This is a genomic window from Microbacterium sp. K36, assembly GCF_004794355.1.
Classification (GTDB): Bacteria; Actinomycetota; Actinomycetes; order Actinomycetales; family Microbacteriaceae; genus Microbacterium; species Microbacterium paraoxydans_D.
In genome coordinates this window covers 91899-113889 of the sequence record NZ_SSDN01000099.1, presented here as the reverse complement: position 1 = coordinate 113889, position 21991 = coordinate 91899, and the positions used below count along the sequence as shown (strand labels likewise).

At 70.4% G+C, this 21991-nt stretch carries 22 protein-coding genes, 1 tRNA gene and 1 pseudogene; 19 read left to right on the top strand and 5 right to left on the bottom strand.

The window, feature by feature from the left end:
- The first annotated feature begins 27 nt into the window (after positions 1-27).
- Genes DW296_RS14835 through DW296_RS14820 form a run of 4 tightly spaced genes read left to right on the top strand, consistent with a single transcriptional unit; the run spans position 28 to position 3690 of the window.
- Entirely contained in the window at positions 28-513 is a 486-nt protein-coding gene (locus DW296_RS14835) for a ribose-5-phosphate isomerase (RefSeq protein WP_136052822.1), read from the top strand.
- Between the two features lies 1 nt (position 514).
- Positions 515-1513, top strand: a complete 999-nt coding sequence (locus DW296_RS14830; protein ID WP_136052821.1) for an Fpg/Nei family DNA glycosylase — start codon at positions 515-517, stop codon at positions 1511-1513.
- A 42-nt stretch (positions 1514-1555) separates the two neighbouring features.
- Positions 1556-2197 carry an FMN-binding negative transcriptional regulator gene (locus tag DW296_RS14825; RefSeq protein WP_025103402.1) on the top strand — a complete coding sequence of 214 codons (642 nt, stop codon included), beginning with the start codon at positions 1556-1558 and terminating at the stop codon, positions 2195-2197.
- Positions 2194-3690 carry an amidohydrolase gene (locus DW296_RS14820; RefSeq protein WP_136052820.1) on the top strand — a complete coding sequence of 499 codons (1497 nt, stop codon included), beginning with the start codon at positions 2194-2196 and terminating at the stop codon, positions 3688-3690. Before DW296_RS14825 ends, DW296_RS14820 begins: the two co-directional genes overlap by 4 nt.
- A gap of 62 nt (positions 3691-3752) precedes the next feature.
- Here DW296_RS14820 and DW296_RS14815 read toward each other — a convergent pair whose 3' ends face one another.
- Positions 3753-4238, bottom strand: a complete 486-nt coding sequence (locus DW296_RS14815; protein ID WP_025103404.1) for a Dps family protein — start codon at positions 4236-4238, stop codon at positions 3753-3755.
- A gap of 129 nt (positions 4239-4367) precedes the next feature.
- Here DW296_RS14815 and DW296_RS14810 point away from each other — a divergent pair, with 129 nt between their 5' ends.
- The 8 genes and pseudogenes from DW296_RS14810 (at position 4368) to DW296_RS14780 (ending at position 10015) form a co-directional block, all read left to right on the top strand.
- Positions 4368-4904 (top strand): gamma carbonic anhydrase family protein, encoded by a 537-nt coding sequence (locus tag DW296_RS14810; protein ID WP_136052819.1) that lies wholly within the window; start codon positions 4368-4370, stop codon positions 4902-4904.
- 29 nt (positions 4905-4933) lie between these two features.
- Positions 4934-5007, top strand: a tRNA-Ile gene (locus tag DW296_RS14805).
- A gap of 95 nt (positions 5008-5102) precedes the next feature.
- Complete coding sequence (locus DW296_RS14800) at positions 5103-5615, top strand: DoxX family protein (RefSeq protein ID WP_136052818.1); 513 nt, start codon at positions 5103-5105, stop codon at positions 5613-5615.
- Positions 5616-5861: 246 nt separating this feature from the next.
- The gene (locus DW296_RS14795; RefSeq protein WP_136052817.1) at positions 5862-7688 is read left to right on the top strand and encodes a DUF5979 domain-containing protein; all 1827 of its coding nucleotides are present in this window, start codon (positions 5862-5864) and stop codon (positions 7686-7688) included.
- A gap of 147 nt (positions 7689-7835) precedes the next feature.
- Positions 7836-8342, top strand: coding sequence for a hypothetical protein (locus DW296_RS14790; RefSeq protein WP_136052816.1), 507 nt, complete (start codon positions 7836-7838; stop codon positions 8340-8342).
- Between the two features lie 89 nt (positions 8343-8431).
- Positions 8432-8809 (top strand): annotated as a pseudogene (locus tag DW296_RS16735) (globin domain-containing protein); the annotation flags it as partial.
- Positions 8795-9646, top strand: coding sequence for an FAD-binding oxidoreductase (locus DW296_RS14785; protein ID WP_342588961.1), 852 nt, complete (start codon positions 8795-8797; stop codon positions 9644-9646). The pseudogene DW296_RS16735 and the gene DW296_RS14785, both read left to right, overlap by 15 nt.
- A 108-nt stretch (positions 9647-9754) precedes the next feature.
- Positions 9755-10015 (top strand): DUF6458 family protein, encoded by a 261-nt coding sequence (locus DW296_RS14780; RefSeq protein WP_071328575.1) that lies wholly within the window; start codon positions 9755-9757, stop codon positions 10013-10015.
- A gap of 53 nt (positions 10016-10068) precedes the next feature.
- On the opposite strand, the gene DW296_RS14775 is transcribed toward DW296_RS14780, so the two are convergent.
- Both DW296_RS14775 and DW296_RS14770 read right to left on the bottom strand, forming a co-directional pair.
- Positions 10069-10386, bottom strand: a complete 318-nt coding sequence (locus DW296_RS14775) for a DUF7882 family protein (protein ID WP_060921991.1) — start codon at positions 10384-10386, stop codon at positions 10069-10071.
- 185 nt (positions 10387-10571) lie between these two features.
- Positions 10572-11486 (bottom strand): helix-turn-helix transcriptional regulator, encoded by a 915-nt coding sequence (locus tag DW296_RS14770; protein ID WP_136052814.1) that lies wholly within the window; start codon positions 11484-11486, stop codon positions 10572-10574.
- Between the two features lie 136 nt (positions 11487-11622).
- Between DW296_RS14770 and DW296_RS14765 the strand changes: the two genes are divergently transcribed.
- On the top strand, positions 11623-12522 hold the full coding sequence (locus DW296_RS14765) for an alpha/beta fold hydrolase (RefSeq protein WP_136052813.1): 900 nt from the start codon (positions 11623-11625) through the stop codon (positions 12520-12522).
- Here DW296_RS14765 and DW296_RS14760 read toward each other — a convergent pair.
- Entirely contained in the window at positions 12494-12967 is a 474-nt protein-coding gene (locus DW296_RS14760) for an Lrp/AsnC family transcriptional regulator (RefSeq protein WP_025103414.1), read from the bottom strand. The two genes, DW296_RS14765 and DW296_RS14760, sit on opposite strands and share 29 nt — an antisense overlap.
- 171 nt (positions 12968-13138) lie before the next feature.
- Here DW296_RS14760 and pdhA point away from each other — a divergent pair, with 171 nt between their 5' ends.
- Genes pdhA through DW296_RS14745 form a run of 3 tightly spaced genes read left to right on the top strand, consistent with a single transcriptional unit; the run spans position 13139 to position 16643 of the window.
- Positions 13139-14254 (top strand): pyruvate dehydrogenase (acetyl-transferring) E1 component subunit alpha, encoded by a 1116-nt coding sequence (gene pdhA / locus DW296_RS14755; protein WP_136052877.1) that lies wholly within the window; start codon positions 13139-13141, stop codon positions 14252-14254.
- Positions 14255-14256: 2 nt separating this feature from the next.
- Positions 14257-15267, top strand: a complete 1011-nt coding sequence (locus DW296_RS14750; RefSeq protein WP_136052812.1) for an alpha-ketoacid dehydrogenase subunit beta — start codon at positions 14257-14259, stop codon at positions 15265-15267.
- Positions 15264-16643 (top strand): dihydrolipoamide acetyltransferase family protein, encoded by a 1380-nt coding sequence (locus tag DW296_RS14745; protein ID WP_136052811.1) that lies wholly within the window; start codon positions 15264-15266, stop codon positions 16641-16643. Before DW296_RS14750 ends, DW296_RS14745 begins: the two co-directional genes overlap by 4 nt.
- Here the strand turns inward: DW296_RS14745 and DW296_RS14740 are convergent.
- Positions 16636-17238 (bottom strand): TetR/AcrR family transcriptional regulator, encoded by a 603-nt coding sequence (locus tag DW296_RS14740; protein WP_136052810.1) that lies wholly within the window; start codon positions 17236-17238, stop codon positions 16636-16638. The genes DW296_RS14745 and DW296_RS14740 overlap by 8 nt on opposite strands.
- 111 nt (positions 17239-17349) lie before the next feature.
- Here DW296_RS14740 and DW296_RS14735 point away from each other — a divergent pair, with 111 nt between their 5' ends.
- Genes DW296_RS14735 through DW296_RS14725 form a run of 3 tightly spaced genes read left to right on the top strand, consistent with a single transcriptional unit; the run spans position 17350 to position 21991 of the window.
- On the top strand, positions 17350-18903 hold the full coding sequence (locus DW296_RS14735) for a carboxyl transferase domain-containing protein (protein ID WP_136052876.1): 1554 nt from the start codon (positions 17350-17352) through the stop codon (positions 18901-18903).
- Between the two features lie 5 nt (positions 18904-18908).
- Positions 18909-20843: an acetyl/propionyl/methylcrotonyl-CoA carboxylase subunit alpha gene (locus tag DW296_RS14730; RefSeq protein WP_136052809.1), complete on the top strand. Its 1935-nt coding sequence runs from the start codon at positions 18909-18911 to the stop codon at positions 20841-20843.
- Entirely contained in the window at positions 20843-21991 is a 1149-nt protein-coding gene (locus DW296_RS14725) for an acyl-CoA dehydrogenase family protein (RefSeq protein ID WP_275092122.1), read from the top strand. The genes DW296_RS14730 and DW296_RS14725 overlap by 1 nt, the downstream gene beginning before the upstream one ends.

Here is a 21991-nt window from a genome sequence, read left to right as displayed (position 1 = left end):
CGGACACCGGATCCTAGGATGGAGACCATGCGCATCCACATCGCCACCGATCACGCCGGACTCGAGTTCTCGACGCGGCTGCAGGAGCATCTCCGCGCCGCAGGGCACGAGGTGATCGACCACGGTCCGGTGGAGTACGACGCGCTCGACGACTACCCGGCCTTCTGCATCCGGGCGGCGCAGGCCGTCGTCGTCGATCAGGCGACAGGGGTGCCGGCGCTCGGTATCGTCTTCGGCGGCTCGGGCAACGGCGAGCAGATCGCCGCGAACAAGGTCGCCGGGGTCCGCGCGGCGCTCGTCTGGAATCTCTCCACGGCCGAGCTCGCGCGGGAGCACAACGACGCGAACGTCATCTCCATCGGCGCGCGTCAGCACACCTACGACGAGGTCACGGCGTTCATCGACCGGTTCATCGCCACGCCGTTCTCCGGCGACGAGCGGCACGTCCGGCGCATCGGACAGATCGCCGACTTCGAGCGCGACGGCTCGCTCCTCCCGGACCCCCGGGCCTGACATGCCCGAGGGACATTCCGTCCACCGCATCGCGCGGCAGTTCGATCGCAACTTCGTCGGCAAGACGATGAGCGCCTCCAGCCCGCAGGGACGCTTCGCCGAGGGCGCCGCGGTGCTCGACGGACGCCAGGCCGTGAGCGTGCAGGCCGTGGGCAAGCAGATGTTCCTCGAAGCGGAGGGTGACCTCTGGCTGCGCGTGCACCTCGGTCTCTACGGTGCCTGGGACTTCGCGGGGGAGATCCTCGTCGACCCCACCATCGCGTCGGCCAACGGCCGGATGGGCCAGACCAATCAGCGCGGCACCACTCTCGACGAGGCGATCCTCGACGACGCGGGGGAGAACTCCCTCGCCTCGATCGGGGCCCCGCGGCGCGCCAGGGTCCACGTGCGGATGTCCGAGCAGACCAAGGGGCTCACCGACGAGATCGACGAATGGCCGCCGCCCGTGGTGGGTCAGGTGCGGCTGCGCCTCATGACCGACATCACGGTGGCCGACCTGCGCGGACCCACCGCGTGCGTGCTGCAGACGCCCGAGGAGATGCTGGCGACGGTGGCCAAGCTCGGCCCCGATCCGCTCGTCGGCGACCCGGCGGAGAACGAGGAGCGGTTCGTCCGCGCCGTGCGGAAGAAGCCGACCCCGATCGCGCTGCTGCTGATGGACCAGGCGGTCGTCAGCGGCATCGGCAACGTGTACCGCGCCGAGATGCTCTACCGGCAGCGGCTTAACCCGCACACGCCCGGCCGCGACGTCCCGGAGGACGTCGTCAGGGCGCTCTGGCATGACTGGGTGCGGCTGCTGGCCATCGGCGTGGAGACCGGTCAGATGATGACGATGGACGGGCTGTCTCCCGAACAGTACCGCGCCGCGATGGCGAGCCGCGACGATCGTCACTGGGTCTATCACCGGGCCGGCCTGCCGTGCCGGGTCTGCGGGACCGAGATCGCGCTGGAGGAGATCGGCGCCCGCAAGCTGTACTGGTGCCCGCGCTGTCAGGCCTGAGGGCGGGATCCCCGGGGCTCTCGCCGCTCTAGGCTGGGATCCATGCGACAGAATCCGAGCTTCACGCTCGCCGATGTGGCCGAGATCCGGCGCGTCATCGACGCCAACCCGTGGGCGACGGTGGTCAGCGCACCCGAGGACGGCCTGGTCGCCTCGCACTATGCCGTCCTCCTCGACGACGACCGCGATGATCTGACGGTCGTGGGGCACGTGGGCCGCCCGGACGACGCCATCCACGGCCTGGGGGAGCGGGAGATCCTGCTCGCCTTTCAGGGGCCGCACGGGTACGTCTCCCCGGGCTGGTACGGCGACGTTCCCGCGGTCCCGACCTGGAACTACACCGCAGTGCACCTGTCGGGCGTTCCTGAGATCCTCAGCACCGCGGAGAACCTCCGTGTGCTCGATGCCTTGGTCGCGCGGTTCGAGTCGCGCCTGCCCGACCCGCGCCTCATGTGGGAGCGTCCGAACGACGCGGCCTTCATCGAGAGACTCGAATCCGGAACGGTCGGCTTCCGCCTCACCCCGACGAAGGTCGTCGCCAAGCGGAAGCTGAGCCAGAACAAGCCCGCGGAGACCATCGAGGCGGTGATCGCGGCGCTGCACGCCGAAGGGCCGTATGCGAACGCCGCCCTCGCCGCGGAGATGCGTCGTGCACAGGACGCGCGGACGGGTGGAAGGGCGTGAGCGCCCTCGGAGTCCAGGTCGGAACGGTCCGTGCCGTCCGCCCCGTCGGTCCGGGGCGGGAGTTCCTGCTGGACGATGAGCCGGTCGACCTCCACCTCGCCGACGGACGCATCGTCGACATCGCGCCGACCGGGGCCCTGCCGGCGCGCGGCGAGGTCATCGAAGCCGACGGTGCTTGGGCGGTGCCCGGGCTCTGGGACAACCATGTGCACACCGTGCAGTGGGCCCTCGCCGCGGAGCGCGTGCCGCTTGGCGCGGCGGACTCAGCCGCCGGGGCCGCGAGGTTGATGCGCGACGCGCCCGTGCTGCCGGACGGCCGACGGATCGGCACGGGGTTCCGGGACGCGCTGTGGCCGGATCGGCCATCCGTGGCTGTGCTCGATGCCGAGACCGGCGCCGTGCCCACCTACCTGATCAACGCGGACGTGCACAGCGTCTGGCTGAACTCGGCGGCTCTGGCGCGCGAGGGCTTCCGCGGGGACGACGGTCTGCTCCGCGAGGAGGACGCGTTCGAGATCTCCCGTCGGCTCAATGCCGTCGATCCTGCCCACAGCGATGAGGGGGTCATCCGTGCGGGGGCAGCGGCCGCGGCACGCGGCGTGACCGGTCTGGTCGACTTCGACATGGCGTGGAACGCCGATGCCTGGCCGCGACGGATCCTCGCGGGCTTCGCCGCGCACCGCGTCGAGTTCGCGTTCTATCCGGCGGATCTCGATCGGGCGATCACCGCGGGTCTCCGCACGGGGGAGCGCCTTGCGGTGTCGGATCCGACCGGGCTGGTCGGATCCCTCGTGCGGGTCGGGTCGTTGAAGGTCATCAGCGACGGCTCGCTCGGCACCCGTACCGCGGCGTGCTCACACTCCTACCCCGGCGACCCCGCGAACTACGGGGTGCTGACGGTGCCTCCGGACGAGCTCACGGCGCTGCTGACCACTGCGGCGGGAGCGGGGATCGAGGTCGCCGTGCACGCGATCGGCGATCGCGCTGTGACGGCGGCCCTCGACGCCTTCGGCGCATCCGGTGCCACAGGGTCGATGGAGCATGCGCAACTGGTGCGGCACGCTGACCTCGCCCGATTCGCCCGGCTCGGGGTGCGCGCGAGCGTCCAACCCCAGCATGCGGTGGACGACCGTGACCTGGTCGAGCACCACTGGGCGGAGCAGACCGCGATCGGCTACCCGCTCGCCTCGCTGCTGTCGGCGGGTGCGGAGGTGCGCTTCGGCTCCGATGCGCCGGTCGCGGCGCTCGACCCCTGGCATGCGATCGCCGCGGCGGTGTGGCGGACCGACGACGACCGGGTCGCCTGGCATCCGGAGGAGCGGGTGACGCTGGATCAGGCCCTCGAAGCGAGTGTCCGCACGTCGCTCCGTCCCGGTCAGAGCGCGGACATCGTGGTCGTCGGGAGTGATCCTCGCACCGCTGACGCGGCGGGGCTCCGGACGATGCCTGTGACCACCACGCTGCTCGGCGGTCGCCTCACACACGTCGCGTGAGGCGGCGCGCACACGACGAAGGGCGGCCCCGTAGGGAGCCGCCCTTCGTCGTGAACGTGGTATCAGGCCGCGATGTGCGACACGAGGAACCAGCGGTCCTTCTCCAGCCCGCGCTGGATCTCGATCGCCACGTCCTGGCTCGTGAGGTCGACCTCGTCGAGGCCCTCGACGGCCGCCTTCACATCGACGAGGATCGCGTCGATGTCGGCGATCACGGCGCGGATCAGCTCGTCCGACTGCGCGAAGCCGGCCGGAACGCCGGTGGCGCCTGCCTTCTCGGCGACGGCGTTCACGCGCGCGTCGATCGGAAGGCCCAGAGCGACGATGCGCTCGGCGGCGGTGTCGGCGAAGTCTCCGGCGTGGGCGACGATCGTGTCGAGCAGCTCGTGCACGCCGACGAAGTTGGCGCCGCGGACGTGCCAGTGCGCCTGCTTGCCGTTGACGGTCAGCGCCTGGAGGCCGAGGACGACGGGGGAGAGGAACTGCGCCGCACCGGCGGCCACAGTCGGGTCGATGGCGGTGGTGGAAACGGTCTGGGCCTTGCTCATCTTCTTGCTCCTCCGAATGAATTCTCTGTCTGACGAGTACAACGTTACTCAGGCTCAGGCATTCCGCAAGGAAGCTGAGGCTCCACTCACTTCCGCGTGATTCCGGGGAAGTGAGGGTAGTCTCGCCTCATGAGCATCGCTGCCGGAGCCTCCGTCCTCGCCCTCCCGGATCGCACCCCCGAGCTCGACGACACCGCCTTCGTCGCGGACGGCGCCCGCATCGTCGGCGCGGTGTCTCTCGGAGCCGGTGCCAGCGTCTGGTACAACGCGGTGCTCCGCGGTGACTCCTCGCCGATCGTCATCGGACCTGGCAGCAACGTGCAGGACAACGTGTCGATCCACGTCGACGCCGGGCATCCCGTCCTCGTCGGGTCACGGGTGTCGATCGGGCACAACGCTGTCGTGCACGGCTGCACGATCGGTGACGGCTCTCTCATCGGGATGGGGGCCGTCGTCCTCAGCGGCGCGGTGATCGGAGAGGGCTGCCTGGTCGCCGGCGGTGCCGTGGTGCTCGGTGGGACCGAGGTGCCGCCGGGCTCCCTCGTGGCAGGCGTGCCGGCGAAGGTGCGCAGGGCGCTCTCGGACGACGAACGCGCCTCGCTGCTGGCGAATGCCACGATCTACCTGGAGCACGTGGCCACGCACACCGAGGCGAGCGAGGCGTGAGACCTCGCCCCGCTAGGCTGGGGCGGTACGGGGCGGTGGCCAAGCTGGTTAAGGCAGTGGGCTCATAACCCAACGATCGTCGGTTCAAGTCCGACCCGCCCTACTCCCTGGCCTCGTCTGTCGTAATCGTCGCCGCGTTCTTCCGTCTCTCCTCTGGAGGTCTCGACGCCCATCGGCCTCCGGATCGGAGCAGGAGCCATGACGACCACGAGTGTGCCGAACGCGGAGACGCGTCGTCGGATCGAGGACGTGGGGCAGCTCGTGTTGCGTCTCGCGATCGCGGCGAGCTTCGCCCTCGCGGTCGCCGACCGCTTCGGGGTCATCGGCGGCCCGGGGGCTGAAGGCGTGTCGTGGGGATCGTGGACGATCTTCCGGGCGTACACGGCTCAGCTCGTCCCTGTCCCCGTCGACGTGGTGGTGGACACGGCGGCCGTGCTGGCGACGGCTCTGGAGACCGTCCTCGCTCTGCTGCTGGCCATCGGGCTGTGGACCCGGATCGCGGCGGGAGCCGCCGCGCTGCTCACGGTGACGTTCGGCGTGACGATGCTCGTCTTCCTCGGGCCGCTCGCGCCGTTCCGGTACCCGGTCTTCGTCTTCACGGCCGCCGCGATCCTGCTCACGGGGCTGAAGCGCTACCGGTGGAGCATCGATGCGCTGCGAAAGGAGGTGCCGGGAGCGGGGAGAGACAACGATGCCCCCGGCACCAGGTAGACGGCGAATGCCTCTACAGACGGACGGACGCGTCGGAAGGGGAAGCGATCCGTCACAGGAGAGATGACGAGGTGACCGTTTCATGACGCCGTTTTCCGCAGGATCACGGCATATTGCGTGTGCCGCGAGAAACCCGTTCGGCCGAACCGCGTAACAGAACGCGCCGTTCTGCATCCCTTCCTGGGGACATCACTCGCGCGGCAGAAGCCGTCCGCGCGAGTTCATCGATCATCTGGGGAGTCGAAAGTGCCAGTCATTCAGCACGCAATCAGATCGGGCGCGCGGGGAACGCGCCTGACGACGTTCGCGGGTGCTCTGCTCGCGATCTGTCTGGCGGCCCTGGCGGCCGTCATCGCGACGCCGGCGACGGCCCGCGCTGCGGAGGTCACCGGGATCACCTCGTTGACCATCACCGAACCCACCGACCAGATCAAGGTCTGGGACCGGATCGCGTTCGAAGCGACCTGGGCAGTGCCGGACACGGCGACTGCGGGGGACACGTTCCGCCTCGCCTTTCCGACGAGCCCGAGCCTGACCGGGGTGCGCGATTCCTTCGCCCTGACGGCGCCAGACGGCCAGACCGTCGGAACCTGCGAGGTGTCGACCGGTGAGCTCGTGTGCACGCTCACGGATTACGTGGACAGCCACACCGACGTCAGCGGCACACTGCACTTCCGTGCCAGGGCGGACGAGGAGACCACGCTGACGGAGATCCCGTTCACGACGGGCGGCGGAACCGTCGTTCCGGTCGACGTCCCCGGCGGGATCGGACCGGTCCCGGAGTTCCCGGCGCCGTCGACCCCGACCAAGTGGGGCGACGTGACGCTCGACGGTCGGAACATCGCGTGGGGCGTGAACATCCCGTCCTCCGCGCTGGCCGGGGAGGCCCCGACGCTCACCGACACGTTCACGGCCGGTCTCGTGCTCGATCCCGCGTCCGTCACCGTGGCGTACGTGCTCGCGAAGGACTGGGCGGGAGGCAAGTACACCGTGTCCACGGCGCTGCAGTCGGGCAGCGATTTCACCGTCACGGAGCTCAGCTCCGAGTCGTTCACGGTGACGGTGGACGCGCCGATCGTCGCCGACGCGATCTACGTGCTCCGCTACAAGACGGCTCTGCCCACCGACGTCCGTCCCGGTGATGCGTTTCACAACACCGTGACCGGCTCCCGGTGGGTCACCGAGAGCACACCGGTCATCTACTCCCAGGGCGGGGGAGATGGCGAAGGGGTGCTCCCGGTCGGCGGGTTCACCGTGACCAAGGAGGTCAGCGGTTCCGGCGCGGCTCTGGTGCCCGACGACCGCGAGTTCCGGGTGGCCTACTCGTACCAGCGCGCAGGACAGACGGTGGAGGGCGAGCTCGCCTTGCGGTCCGGGCAGACCGATGGTCTCGAGGATCTGCCGGCGGGAACGGTCGTCACGCTGTCTGAGGTCACGCCGGCGGACGTCGACGGCGTGACCTGGCAGGCGCCGGTCTTCTCCGGCACCGATGTGGCGATCACCGATGGCGGCGCCACCGTCACCATCGCACGGGGCACGACGGTCGCGGTGACGCTCACCAACCCGACGACGGTCACGCCGCCGCCGGTCGGGGGCTTCACGGTGACCAAGAAGCTCACCGGGGCCGGGGCCTCCCTCGTTCCCGCGCACCAGACCTTCACCGTGGAGTACTCGTACGAGCTCGCGGGACAGCCCGTCACCGGTGAACTCGCGCTCCGCGCTGGGAAGAGCGACGGACTCGCGGATCTGCCGGCGGGAACGGTCGTCACGCTCCGCGAGAAGGCGCCGAGCTCCGTGGAGGGCGTCACGTGGAAGAGCCCGCGCTTCACCGGCGCGGGAGTCGACGTCGGCGACGGCGGTGCCACGCTCACGATCTCCGAAGACGCGACGGTCGCGGTCGTGCTCACCAACGGGACCGCGGTCACTCCTCCGCCCACGCCCGGCGGTGAGCTTGCCCTGACCGGGGCCGAGGGGCCGACCGGCCCGATCTTCCTGGGAGCGCTGCTGCTGCTCGCCGGAGTCGTGGCGCTCGGCGTCCGTCACCGGGTCGCGGGTTCGCGCACCGGCGACTGAGGGCCGGGAGGGGCCACGCCGATCGATCACGCGACGACTTCACCGTCGTCGCGTGATCGATCGCGCCATTCGGCGTCTAGTGGTCGTCGAGGAGTCTCCCTCGACGACCACGCCGACGCCGCAGCCCGTCGGAGAAAGGCATCTCTCATGAACAAGACGCTCATTGCCCGTCCCTCTGCCGCCCTCGGCGTCGCAGCCGCTCTCTCGCTCGGTGGTGCGGTGCTCGCTCCCGCCGCTCACGCGGAGGCGACAGCTGCGGACCCGGCCGTGTCGAAGGCGCTGAGCACGGGCGTGCTCGCGCAGCGTGTCGGGCCCGCCTGTCTCTTCTTCCAGTACACGTTCAACATGAGCCCGACCGATCCCCAGGTGGGGGACACCGTGACGTACACCATGCAGTTCCTCAACAACGGCGAGGTCGACTCGACGAAGAGCGCGCTCACGTTCCGCCTGGACGGCCTCCTCGACGACTCGACCTGGGCAGCGTCGACGCTGGAGGCGACCTCCGGCCGCCCTTCCGCGGCGGAGAACACCGTCACGTGGAACGGACCGCTCGACGCCGGAGACGATGTCGTGCTGCGCTTCACCGGCGTGTGGACCGGCGAAGGCGATGGGCTCGCATTCCCGCGGGTCGAGTCCTACGGCTACGTGAGGTGAAAGCGGGTCGGAGTCCGGTTTTCCACGGTATCCGCGGCGACGTGGCGCGCTCGTCGTCGAGAGGCTGAACGGACACCGACCGAAAGGCAGCCATGCAGCTCTCCACGGACTCCGAAGTCATCGTCCGCGCCACCGCCGGCGTCGTCGCCGCTCACGCCGACGAGATCACCACCCTGTTCTACCGGCGGATGTTCGAGGCGCATCCTGAGCTGTTGAACGTCTTCAACCGCGCGCATCAGGTCCAGGGCGATCAACCCAAGGCGCTGGCGGCGTCCGTCGTGGCGTTCGCCGTGCACCTCATCGATCCCGACGCGCCGGACTTCTCCCCGGTGATGCGGCGTATCGCCCACCGCCACGTCTCGCTGGGTATCTCGGCGCGCCAGTACACGATCGTGGGCCGCTATCTCCTGGCCGCGGTCGATGACGTACTCGGCGACGCGATCACGCCGGCAGTGCATGCGGCGTGGGACGAGGTGTACTGGCTCTTCGGCTGCTCCCTCATCGCCGAGGAGGCGCGGCTCTACGCGGACGCCGGCACGGATCCGGACCACCCGTGGCGACCGCACCGGGTCGTCGACCGCGTGGAGGAGGCTCGCGACGTCATCTCCCTCACCCTGGAGCCGGTGGACGGTCGCCGAGCGCCCCATCGCATCGGGCAGTACGTGGCCGCCGCCGTCAACCTCCCTGACGGCACGCGCCAGCCCCGGCAGTACACGATCTCCTCGTCGACGCCCGAGGCGGCACTGCGCGTCACCGTGAAGCGCGTGCGCGGCGCGGACGGCGCACCGGACGGGCAGGTGTCGACCTGGCTGCACGAGAACGCCCACGTCGGAACGGTGCTCGACGTCTCCCAGCCTGCCGGGGACCTGCTCCTCGATGACTCCGATGACGCGCTGGTCCTCATCTCGGCGGGAATCGGCATCACGCCCGTCGCAGCGATGGTGGGCGACCTCGCGCGACGGCGTCCCGACCGGTCGGTGCACCTGTTCCACGTGGACCGCGAGCCGGAGACCCACGCCCTGGTGTCGGACGTGCGCGCCCACGCGCAGCGGTTGAACGACGTCCGCACCCTGACCTGGTACACCGGGGGCGCAGCGGAGGGGCCGGCGGTGCGTTCCGGCCGGATGGATCTCGCCGACATCGACCTCCCGCCGACGGCGCGCGTGTTCCTGTGCGGGCCGCTGCCGTTCATGCAGGCGATCCGAAGCGCTCTGACGGCACGCGGCATCGCGCCGGAGCGCATCGAGTACGAGGTCTTCGGTCCGGATCTCTGGGCTCGTCAGCCGAAGTCCGGCGCCGCGTGAGCGTGCTCCGAAAGCTCTGAGCGCGCCCGTGTCAAGCCCCTCCTCGAGGCCTCGGGGAGCTGACATGCTCCCCGAGAGCGGCACCGCGCCGCGGGAACGGGAGAGACTATGAGCATCGGCAGCGGAATCGCGCTCTTCGTCATCGGAGCGATCCTCGTGTTCGCGATCAACGTCGACGTGCCGTGGGTCGACCTGGACATGGTCGGCTACATCCTCATGGGTGCCGGCGTGATCATCTTCCTCATCGGCATCGTGCTGCTCGCGCGCCGGCGCCGCACGGAGACGGTGTCGCGGACGTACGTCGACCCGGCGACCGGGGAGCCCACGACCCGGCGGTCCGTCAGCTCGAGTTCCGACGAAGGGCTCTGAACGGACGCAGACGGAAAGGGGAAGGGCCGCGGGAGAACCCGCGGCCCTTCTCATCAGACGACGTCCGCGCCTTCGAGATGTTCCTCGACGAGGGTGATGCCCCCGCTCGAGTTCGCGGAGTGCGCGAGCTCCTCGATCCAGCGTCGGCTCAGCTCGGGCGTCTCGGCCTCGTCGAAGACGAACCGGAGCGGGATCGACGGGTGCAGCCACAGCGTGGACCGGCCGGGGGCATCGCCCTCGGGGTGGCGCCAGGAGAGCGTGAAGCTCTCGTTTCGGCGCAGCTTCGTGGCGATGACCACCTTGAGGTGGGCGAGCGCACGGTCTTCGATCTGGATCGGCGTCTGGGTGTCGCCGTAGTACAGGCTGCCCATGGTCAGCCGACCTTCGCGGCGGGGGCTGCGGGAATGTTCATGGCGCTCCTTGGGAACGTGGGGGGAAGACGGCAGACCGCTCCCGGGGATACTTGGACTCTAGCCAATTTGCGCACGACATCGTGCGCATCAGGGCGACGCGCCGTCTGCTGCGAACAGAGTATGCGCGCGGTGTCAGTCTCCCGTCACATAGCGGTGAGAACGGGCGGATTCCCGTACGCCTCGCGATACGCCACGGCGAAGCGGGAGACGTTGCTGAAACCCCACCGGCGCGCGATCGCGGACACCGACGTGCCCTTGCCGTGTCGCAGATCCCGATGCGCGCCGTCGAGCCGGGCGCGCCGCAGAGCCTCGTTCGGCGTCATGTCGAGCGCGCGGCGGAAGGCATACTGCAGGCCTCGGGTGGACATGTAGGCCGCCGCCGCGACGTCGTCCACCGTGATGGGCAGGTGTGCGTTGTCCTCGATGAACGCGAGGGCGCGACGCACCGAGGCCGGCGCCGCGGAGCGTTGGGCCGGACGGTGCAGCGACTCGCTGAAGGTGGTGGGGAACGCCGACATGGTCAGCAGCAGGGCGTGGCGCTCGAGCTCGGCGGCGATGAGGGGGTCGGCGCCATCCGGACCGAACGAGCCGTCGATGTAGGAGAACATCCGCTCCCACCGCGCCCCGTCCTCGCGTGTGTGCGGAGCGAGCCCGGTGGCGCGGAGCTCGAGGCGGTCGTCGCCGGTGATCTGCCTGATCGAGTCGCGCGCCGCCGCGCGATCGAACACGAGCGCACGGACGCGGGCCACCTGATTCCACTTCGCCTCGACCCGGACGCCGTCCGTGAGCCACGGCTGACCCGCGTCGAGCCCTTGCCGGCCGGACCAGATCCGGGCATCGGCGGCATCGACCCGACACACCAGCAGCTGATCCTCCGGCTGGGCGCGGGAGTGCACCTGGGCCGCGAGCTGATAGCGGACGAGCGACATGGACGCCGCCTCCACCGAGCGCCAGTCGAAGCGGAACCGGCGGGGGTCCACGTCCTGGAGGGTCGCCGAGGGCACGAACTGCTGCCAGGTGGACTCCACCTGCTCGATGTCCGTGGATGTGAACTGCACCGACACTCCTTGCTGCGCCTCGTCCGGGCGGCCGGGGCTTCTTGGACACTAACCCACGCCACTGACAAGACGATGGGGACGCCCCGGGGGTATCCGTCGGGAAGGCGGGAGTGCCGAGGCCTCGTAGACTCGGACCATGAGTGTGCCTTCCCCGTATGCGGAGCGATTGAGCCGGATTCCGGTGCAGCGCCAGGAGGTGGAGGTGCGCGGGGGAACGACGGCGTACTGGGTCTACGGTCCGGACGACGCCGAGACGACCGTCATCGCGGTTCACGGCTTCCGAGGCGAGCACCACGGCCTCGAGTCGGTCCTCGCCTTCCTTCCGGAGCTCCGCGTGCTCGCGCCCGATCTGCCCGGATTCGGGGAGTCCGCGCCGCTGCCCGGTCGTCGCCACGACCTGGAGGAGTACGCGGGGTGGTTGACCGACTTCGCCGCGGCCACGGCGCCGGGTGCCGTCATCCTCGGCCATTCCTTCGGCTCCATCGTGAGCGCGGCCGCCGTCGCCGGAGGACTGGAGACGCCGCGCCTGATCCTCGTGAACCCCATCGGTGCACCGGCGCTGGAGGGGCCGAAGGGGATCATGACCCGGCTGGCGGTGCTCTACTACGCGCTCGGCGCCCAGCTTCCGCCGCGGATCGGGACCGCGCTGCTGCGGAACCGGGTGATCGTCCGCGTGATGAGCATGACCATGGCCAAGACGCGGGATCCGGAGCTGCGCCGCTTCATCCACGACCAGCACGACACTTACTTCTCGCGGTTCTCCGATCGCGACGTGCTGCACGACGCCTTCGTCGCGAGCGTCTCGCACGACGTCACGGAGTTCGCCCCCGCGATCGACGTGCCCACACTCCTCATCGCGGCACAGCGCGACGACATCACCCCCATCGAGGCGGAGCGGAAGCTGGTGACGCTCTTCCCTGACGCGTCTCTCGTCGAGATCGCCCAGGTGGGTCACCTGATCCACTACGAGACCCCGGCGGAAGCGGCCGGGGCGATCCGTCGGTTCCTCAGGATTCCCGTCGCGCGAGGCCGATGAGCCCGGCCACCCGGAACGGGATCACCTCACCCATGGCGAGCGAGGTCTCGGTCCGCTCCACACCCTCGATGGAGAGGATCCGGGCGTCCGTGTCGAACAGATGACGGGCGTCGCGGCACGCCACGCGCGCCAGCAGGTCGATGGAGCCGCTCAGGCCGTGCGCCTGGACGACCTCCGGGATCCGCGCCAGCTCGTTGATGATGCGGGGGAGCTCGGTCTGGCGGACGCCGATGCTGACGAACGCCTGCAGCGGGAACCCCAGGACGTCGGGGGAGAAGGCGCGCTCGTAGGAGAGGAAGACGCCACTCTGCTCCAGCCGGGCCATCCGCGCCTGGATGGTGTTGCGCGACAGGCTCATGCGCTCGGCGAGAGCGACGATCGTCACGCGCGGGTCGTCGGCGAGGGCGGCGAGAAGCTCCAGGTCGATCCGGTCCAATCCAGGCATAGTGCCAAACCCTAGCAGCACGGCATCGGAGAAAAATGCGCAACATGCTCAATCGGCATTGAATTGCTTGAGCGAGGTGTTGACCAGACGTACCCTCAGACCATGCCGGTGATGACGCCGGCTCCATTGCGCGTCGCCCCACGAGGGCCGCCAGGGACGAGGAGGACGATGATGTCGCCGCAGACCACCCCCATCGCGGACACCGCCCAGGATCTGGAGCTCTCGGAGCGGATCCTTGCTCCGGACGGGACGCGTGTCCCGAACGCCCGCCTCGACCCGTTCGTCGCCGATGTCGACGCCGTGCAGCTGCGCGCCCTCCATCGCGACATGATCATCCTCCGCCGCATCGACGCCGAGGGCGTCGCGTTGCAGCGCCAGGGTCAGCTCGGGCTCTGGGCGCCGTGCCAGGGCCAGGAGGCCACGCAGATCGGCACCGCCCGGGCCCTCGATCCCCAGGACTACGTCTTCCCGAGCTACCGCGAGACCGGCGTGATCTACGCCCGCGGCGCCCAGCCGGGGGACTACGTGCGCATGTGGCGCGGCGAGGAGGGTGCCGCCTACGATCCCGCGGTCCTGCGGGTCGCTCCGCTGCAGATCATCATCGGCGCGCAGACCCTGCACGCGGTCGGGTACGCCCTCGGCATCCGGCACGAGAAGGCCCCGGAGGTCGCCGTGACCTACTTCGGAGACGGGGCCACCAGTCAGGGGGACGTGAACGAGGCGATGATCTTCGCCGCGTCCTACCAGGCGCCGGTCGTGTTCGTCTGCCAGAACAACCACTGGGCCATCTCCGAGCCGGTCGCGGTGCAGTCGCAGTACCCGATCGCGGGACGCGCCCCCGGATTCGGGATCCCGAGCCTCCGCGTGGACGGGAACGACGTCCTCGCGTGCCTGGCGGCGATGCGCTGGGCGCTGGAGCACGCGCGCTCCGGGAAGGGGCCGGCGTACATCGAGGCGGTGACCTACCGGATGGGTCCGCACACCACCGCGGACGACCCCACCAGGTACCGGGACGAGGCCGAACTGGAGTCGTGGCGGCGCCGCGACCCCATCGCGCGCCTCGAGGCGTACCTCCGCGCCACCGGCGACCTCACCGCGGAGCACGTCGCCGAGACGCAGGCGGCTGCGGACGCCATCGCCAAGGAGATGCGCGCGACCTGCCTGGGCATGGTCACCCGTCCGCCGCTGGCGGTCTTCGACGGCGTCTACGCCGAGCCGCACACGGGTCTGGAGCGGCAGCGCGACGAGTACGCCGCCTATCTTGCGTCGTTCGAGGGCGAGGCGTGACCATGACCGAGCTCACTCTCGGCAAGGCGCTCGGCGCCGGTCTCCGCCAGGCGATGCGCGACGACGAGAAGGTCGTGCTGCTGGGGGAGGACATCGGCAAGCTCGGCGGCGTCTTCCGGATCACGGACGGCCTCCTCGACGAGTTCGGGGCGGCCAGAGTCATCGACACGCCTCTCGCGGAGTCCGGGATCGTCGGCACAGCCGTCGGCCTCGCGTTCCGCGGCTACCGCCCGGTCGTCGAGATCCAGTTCGACGGGTTCGTCTACCCGGCCTTCGACCAGATCGTCTCTCAGGTCGCGAAGCTGCACTACCGCACCCAGGGGCGGGTGAAGATGCCGATCACGATCCGGATCCCCTGGGCCGGCGGCATCGGTGCCGCGGAGCATCATTCCGAGTCTCCGGAGGCCTACTTCGCCCACACGGCCGGCCTTCGGGTGGTCGCCGTGTCGAACCCGGAGGACGCCTACCGGAGTCTTCGCCAGGCGATCGCCTCGGACGACCCCGTCGTGTTCTTCGAGCCCAAGCGCCTCTATCACCACAAGGGGGAGGTCGACCTGGAGGCCCCGCTCGCGGATGCCCCGCCGATGGGCATCGCGCGGGTGGTGCGCCCGGGCACCGACGTCACCGTCCTCACCTACGGGGCCATGGTGAGCACCGCGCTGCAGGCGGCCGAAGCCGCGGAGGACGAGGGCATCGCCCTGGAGGTGATCGACCTGCGGTCGCTCTCGCCGGTGGACTACGACTCCGTCGCTGCCTCGGTGCGCAAGACCGGGCGTGTAATCGTGGCGCACGAGGCCTCTCGGGAAGCCGGACTCGCCGCGGAGGTCATCGCGAGCGTGACCGAGCGCTGCTTCGAGTACCTGGAGTCCGCTCCGCTGCGGGTCACCGGCCACGACGTGCCCTACCCGCCGGCCAAGCTCGAGAAGTACCACCTGCCGGACCTCGACCGGATCCTCGATGCGGTCGACCGCGTGATGGATCGCCCGCACAGCCTGACGGGAGCAGACGCATGATCGCCGAATTCCGTCTCCCCGACCTCGGCGAAGGACTCACCGAGGCCGAGGTCGTGCAGTGGCTCGTCGCGCCCGGCGACAGCGTCGCGCTGAACCAGACCCTCGCGGAGGTCGAGACGGCCAAGGCCGTCGTCGAGCTGCCGTCGCCATACGAGGGCACGGTGTCGACCCTGCACGCGGACGCGGGAGAGACCGTCGCCGTGGGAGCGCCGCTGATCGCCTTCGACATCGAGGGGGACGACCCTCGGGAGGCGCCGTCCGGTGGCGAGCAGGATTCCTCCGCGGAGAAGGCGCAGCCGAACCTCGTGGGCTACGGAGCCGCCCCGACCTCGAGCGGACGCCCCGCGCGCCGGGCGCGGCGCCGGAGTGTCGCCCCGGTGGCCTCGGCGGCCGACACGGCCGTTCTCGAGGCGGCGCCGCACGACGCGACGCCATCGGTCGCGGTCGAGCCCCTTCTGGAGCGACCACGGTCCACCCCTCCGGTGCGCGCCTACGCCAAGCGACGGGGCGTCGACCTCGTCCTCGTCGCCGCGGAAGTCGGTGACCGCGTGATCACGAGGGCAGATGTGGATGCGTACGCGGAGCGCATCGGAGCGGAGCCGTCTCGGCCCGCCGGGACGCCCGAGCGCGAGACCACCCCGATGTCCGGAACTCTCCCGCGCGCGGAGGGGAGGCCGCGGGAGACGCGCATCCCGATCCGCGGGGTCCGCAAGCACACGGCGGCGGCGATGGTGCAGAGCGCCTTCACCGCCCCGCACGTCACGGTGTTCCACACGGTCGATGTGACGGCGACCATGGAGATGCTGGCACGCCTCCGCGAGGACCGAACGCTCGCGGAGCATCGGATCGGCCCGCTCGCCGTCGTCGCGAAGGCGGCCTGCCTCGCCTTGCGCCGTGCTCCGGGCCTGAACGCGCGGTGGGATGAGGAGTCCGGGGAGATCGTCGAGTACGGCTTCGTCGACCTCGGCATCGCCGCCGCGACCGACCGCGGTCTCATCGTGCCGATGATCCGGGACGCGGAGCGGATGAACCTGGTGGAGCTCTCGGCAGCGATCCGCGCGCTCGCGGAGACCGCGCGTGCGGGGAAGACCTCGCCGGCCGAACTCGCCGGAGGTACGTTCTCGCTGTCGAACATCGGTGTGTTCGGGGTGGACGCTGGAACGCCGATCCTCCCGCCGGGGCAGTCCGGCATCCTCGCGGTCGGCGCCGTGCGTCGGCAGCCGTGGGAGCATCGCGGGGAGATCGCGCTGCGTCAGCTCATGACGCTGAGCCTGTCCTTCGACCACCGCCTCGTGGACGGGGCTGAGGGCGCGACGTTCCTCAAGGGCGTGGCGGACATCCTCGAGGATCCGGGACGGGCGATGCTGCTCAGCTAGCGGCGCGCAGCGCGGCCTCGGCCATCGCGACCAGCACGGTCGCGGTGGCCGTGTGTCTTCTCGTCGCGGCTCGCGTGCTGTGCGGGGTCGAGTTGATGAGACCGAAGCATGCCTGCACGCGCAGCCGCAGCTCGTCGCGGTCCAGGGACTCTGGACGATCCAGGGCGGCGAGAGCGTCCATCCAGAGCTCGATGTAGGCGCGCTGCAGGCGACGGACCTCGGCGCGGTCGTCGTCGTCGAGGAAGGCGAGGTCGCGATCCTGCACCTGGATCACCTCGGCGTTGCCGAGCGCGAAGTCGACATGGAAGCGGATGAGTCCGCGCATCCGCTCGTCGGCTGCCGTCGGCTCCTCGGACACGCGTCGTCCGCCCGCGACGAGATCCTGACTGACCTTGACCAGGACCGCGCCGAGAAGGGCCTGCTTCCCGGCGAAGTGGCGGTACACCGCGGGGCCGGACACGCCGACGGCGGCGCCGATGTCCTCCAGGCTCACGCCGCTGTACCCGCGCGCGGCGAAGAGCCGTGCCGCGGCGTGCAGAAGCGCGTCGGAGCGTTCCGCCTTGGCGCGGTCGCGGGCGGTGGCGGGGCTTGTCATTTCAGTTAATCCTCGCTAACCTGAATCAACGGGTTAGTGAACACTAACCGAGAATGCATGCAGTGCGCCAGGTTCACGCTCGGCGCGACGTGGGTCGAGGAGGACGTCACGATGCCGGCAACCCAGGAAGCGCTCGCCCAGCAGCTCCGCGACCGTCTCGCCGCGGCAGCGCAGGGCGGGCCGTCGGCCTCCCGTGAGCGCCATGTCGCCCGCGGCAAGCTGCTTCCTCGCGACAGGGTGGCGCGCCTCCTCGACGAGGACAGTCCGTTCCTCGAGGTCGCGCCGCTCGCGGCCGACGGCCTGTACGGCGGCGAGGCGCCCGGGGCCGGTGTCATCGCCGGGATCGGCCTGGTCCACGGCCGGCACGTCATGGTGGTCTGCAACGACGCCACCGTGAAGGGCGGGACTTACTATCCGCTCACCGTGAAGAAGCATCTGCGCGCGCAGGAGATCGCCCTGGAGAACCGCCTGCCCTGCCTCTACCTCGTCGACTCGGGTGGGGCCTTCCTTCCCCGCCAGGATGAGGTGTTCCCGGATCGGGAGCACTTCGGACGCATCTTCTTCAACCAGGCGCGGCTGTCCGCGCAGGGCATCCCGCAGCTCGCAGCGGTCCTCGGCTCGTGCACGGCCGGGGGCGCCTACGTTCCGGCGATGAGCGACGAGACCGTCATCGTCCGTGGACAGGGCACGATCTTCCTGGGCGGGCCACCGCTGGTGAAGGCGGCGATCGGCGAGGTGGTCACGGCGGAGGAGCTCGGGGGAGGGGAGCTGCACGCCCGTCGCAGCGGCGTCGTGGATCACCTGGCCGACGACGACGAGCACGCCCTGGAGATCCTTCGCGACATCGTCGCCACGCTGCCGCCGCCGCTCGCCCCGGCCTGGCACGTCGGCGACAGTCGACCGCCCGCGGAGGCCGGCTCCCTGTATGACGTCGTTCCGGTGGACGTCAACGCCTCCTACGACGTGCGCGAGGTCATCGCACGCCTCGTCGACGGCGACACGTTCCATGAGTTCAAGGCCGAGTACGGCACCACACTGGTGACGGGTTTCGCGCGCCTGCACGGCCACCCCGTCGGCATCGTCGCGAACAACGGCGTGCTGTTCAGCGAGTCCGCGCTCAAGGGCGCGCACTTCATCGAGCTCTGCGATCAGCGGGGCATCCCCCTGCTCTTCCTGCAGAACATCACCGGGTTCATGGTCGGCTCCGATGCGGAGGCCGGTGGCATCGCGAAAGACGGGGCGAAGATGGTCACGGCCGTCGCGACCACCCGCGTCCCGAAGCTCACCGTCATCATCGGGGGCTCCTTCGGAGCGGGCAACTACTCGATGTGCGGACGTGCCTACTCTCCGCGGTTCCTCTGGACCTGGCCCGCGAGTCGGATCTCGGTCATGGGCGGACCTCAGGCCGCCTCGGTGCTCGCCACCGTGAAGGACGACCAGCTCTCGGCGCGAGGGGAGTCGTGGACCGCGGAGGAGCGTGCGGCGTTCGAGGAGCCGATCCGGGCGCAGTATGAGGAGCAGGGCGAGCCGTACTACGCCACCGCACGGCTCTGGGACGACGGCATCGTCGATCCGGAGCAGACGCGTGACCTCCTCGGACTCGCCCTGGACGTCGTCGCCCGCAGTCCTCTGCCCGAGCCGCGCTTCGGCGTCTTCCGGATGTGAGCCCCATGTCGCCTTCACCCGAACTCTCGTTCTCCTCGGTCCTCGTCGCGAACCGCGGCGAGATCGCGCGCCGGATCATCCGGACCCTCCGCGAGCTCGGCATCCGCAGCATCGCGGTCTACAGCGACGCGGACGCGGACGCGCCGCACGTCCGCGAGGCGGATGCCGCCGTGCGGATCGGTCCTGCACCGGCCGCGGAGTCGTACCTCGACATCGATGCCGTCATCGCGGCGGCTCGCGCCTCCGGAGCGGAGGCCGTCCATCCGGGCTACGGATTCCTCTCCGAGAGCGTCGGGCTCGCGGAGGCGTGTGCGGAGAGCGGCATCGTCTTCATCGGTCCCACCGTCGAGGCCCTGCAGATCATGGGGGACAAGGCGCGAGCCCGTGAGCACGTGAGCCGCAGCGGCGTGCCCGTGGTGCCGGGGTTCGACGCGCGCGGGCTGTCTGACGGGGAGATCCGTGAGGAGGCGGAGGCTGTCGGATTCCCGCTCCTCGTGAAGCCGAGCGCGGGCGGCGGGGGGAAGGGCATGGAGGTCGTCGCCGACAGCACGGGTCTGGCGAGCGCGCTCAGCTCCGCCCGACGGGTCGCGGCATCCGCCTTCGGCGACGACGCGCTCATCCTGGAACGTCTCATCCGTCGACCGCGACACATCGAGGTGCAGGTGTTCGGCGACGTCCACGGCACCGTCGTGGCGCTCGGCGAGCGCGAGTGCACGCTCCAGCGTCGTCATCAGAAGGTGATCGAGGAGGCGCCGTCCGCCGGGATCCCGTCCGCGACCCGCGACCGGCTGCTCGCGGCGGCGGTGCGGGCAGCGGAGAGCGTCGCCTATGTCGGGGCCGGCACCGTGGAGTTCCTCGTCGACGCGGACGCCCCGGAAGACGTCTTCTTCATCGAGATGAACACCCGGCTGCAGGTGGAGCATCCGGTGACCGAGGAGGTCACCGGACTCGACCTCGTCGCGCTGCAGCTCCGCATGGCCGATGGACAGCCACTCGACGTCGAGCCCCGCACGACCGGCCATGCCGTGGAGGCGCGAGTGTACGCCGAGTCGCCGGAACGGGGGTTCCTGCCCTCGACGGGGACCGTGCTGCTCTTCGAGGCACCTCCGGGCGTCCGGGTGGATGCGGCCATCGAGTCGGGGAGTGTCGTGAGCGGGTTCTACGACCCGATGATCGCGAAGGTCATCGCGTGGGCGGAGGACAGGGAGACGGCGCTGCAGCGTCTGGACGACGCTCTCGCGCGCACCGTCGTGCTCGGCGTGGAGACCAACATCGCGTTCCTGCGCCGGCTCCTCCAGGATCGCCGTGTGCGCGAGGGAGACCTCGACACCGGCCTCATCGAGACCCTGCTCCCGCTCGCGCCGGTGCCTCCGTCGGCGGCGCAGCTCGCGGCGGCCGCCGGCGTGGTGCAGAACCGCCCCGAGGCGGTCACCGCGCACGCGGGAGCCGGCCCGCTGTGGCAGAGCCTCCCGGGATGGCGTCTCGGGGCCGCGCCGCACGCCCCCGAACCCGTCGCCCTGCTCACCGACGACGACGAGATCGCGCGCGGGACGCCGCCCCTGGTGCGCTCCGACCGGGTGCAGGCGGCCCGCGACGCCGAGGGCGCGGTATGGGTCAGCGAGGAAGGACGGACGCTCCGGCTGCGTCCCCTGGACCGCCGCGGCCGGATGCGGAGGCGCCTCGCCGCCGCAGAACGCGAAGCCAGGGCCACGGAGCCCGAGGCTCGCGCCCCGATGCCCGGCGGGGTCGTGGCTGTTCACGTCGAGGACGGGGCGACGGTCCGCGCGGGAGCGCCCCTCGTATCGATCGAGGCGATGAAGATGGAGCACCCCGTGCTCGCGCCGCACGACGGCGTGGTGCGGCTGCTGGTCGCGGTCGGCGACCAGGTGCGGCGCGACCAACCGGTCGCCCGCGTGACGATGACGGAGGAAGACCGATGATGCACGATCTCACCGAGGAGGAGCGCGAGCTCGCCGCGATGGTACGCGAGTTCGCCGAGACGGTCGTCGCGCCGCAGTCGTATGAGGCGGATCGCACGCACACGCTCTCGATGGACGTCGTGCGGCAGATGGGAGAGCTCGGCCTCTTCGGACTCCCCTTCCCCGAGGAGTACGGCGGGCAGGGCGGCGACTACATGGCGCTCGGCCTCGCCATCGAGGCTCTGGGACGGGTCGACCAGTCGATCGCGATCACCCTGGAGGCGGGGGTGAGCCTCGGAGCCATGCCCGTGTTCCGCTTCGGCACCGAGGAGCAGAAGCGCGAGCTGCTGCCGGATCTCCTCGCCGGTCGTGCCCTGGCCGGGTTCGGGCTCACGGAACCCGAGGCGGGAAGCGATGCGGGGGCGACGCGGACGACGGCGCGGCTCGACGGCGACGAGTGGGTGATCGACGGCTCCAAGCAGTTCATCACCAACTCGGGCACTCCGATCACCCGGTTCGTGACGGTCACCGCGGTCACCGGCCAGAACGAGGGACGCAAGGAGATCTCGACGATCATCGTCCCGACCGGAACCCCGGGATTCACGGTCGAACCGCCTTACGACAAGGTGGGGTGGAACGCGTCGGACACCCACCCGCTGACGTTCGACGGAGCGCGGGTTCCGGCGGGTAACCTCCTCGGCGAACGGGGGAGCGGGTTCCGCAACTTCCTCAGCATCCTGGACGAGGGCCGCATCGCGATCGCCGCTCTGTCGACCGGCGCGGCGGAGGGGTGCCTGGAGGCGGCGGTCGAGTACGCCAAGAGCCGCACCATCTTCGGCAGCGCCCTCAGCACTCGGCAGAACGCCCAGTTCACGCTGGCACGGATGCGGGCGCGCGTGCACACGGCGCGACTCGCCTGGCACCATGCCGCACGGCTCCGCGACGCGGGAGAGGCGTTCGCCGAGCAGGCGGCGATCGCCAAGCTCGTCGCGGGCGAGGCGGCGATGGACAACGCCCGTGACGCGACGCAGATCTTCGGCGGCAACGGGTTCATGAACGAGTTCCCGGTGGCGCGCCACTACCGTGACTCCAAGATCCTCGAGATCGGCGAGGGGACCACGGAGGTCCAGCTCCTCGTGATCGCCAGGGCGCTCGGGCTCGCCCGGTAG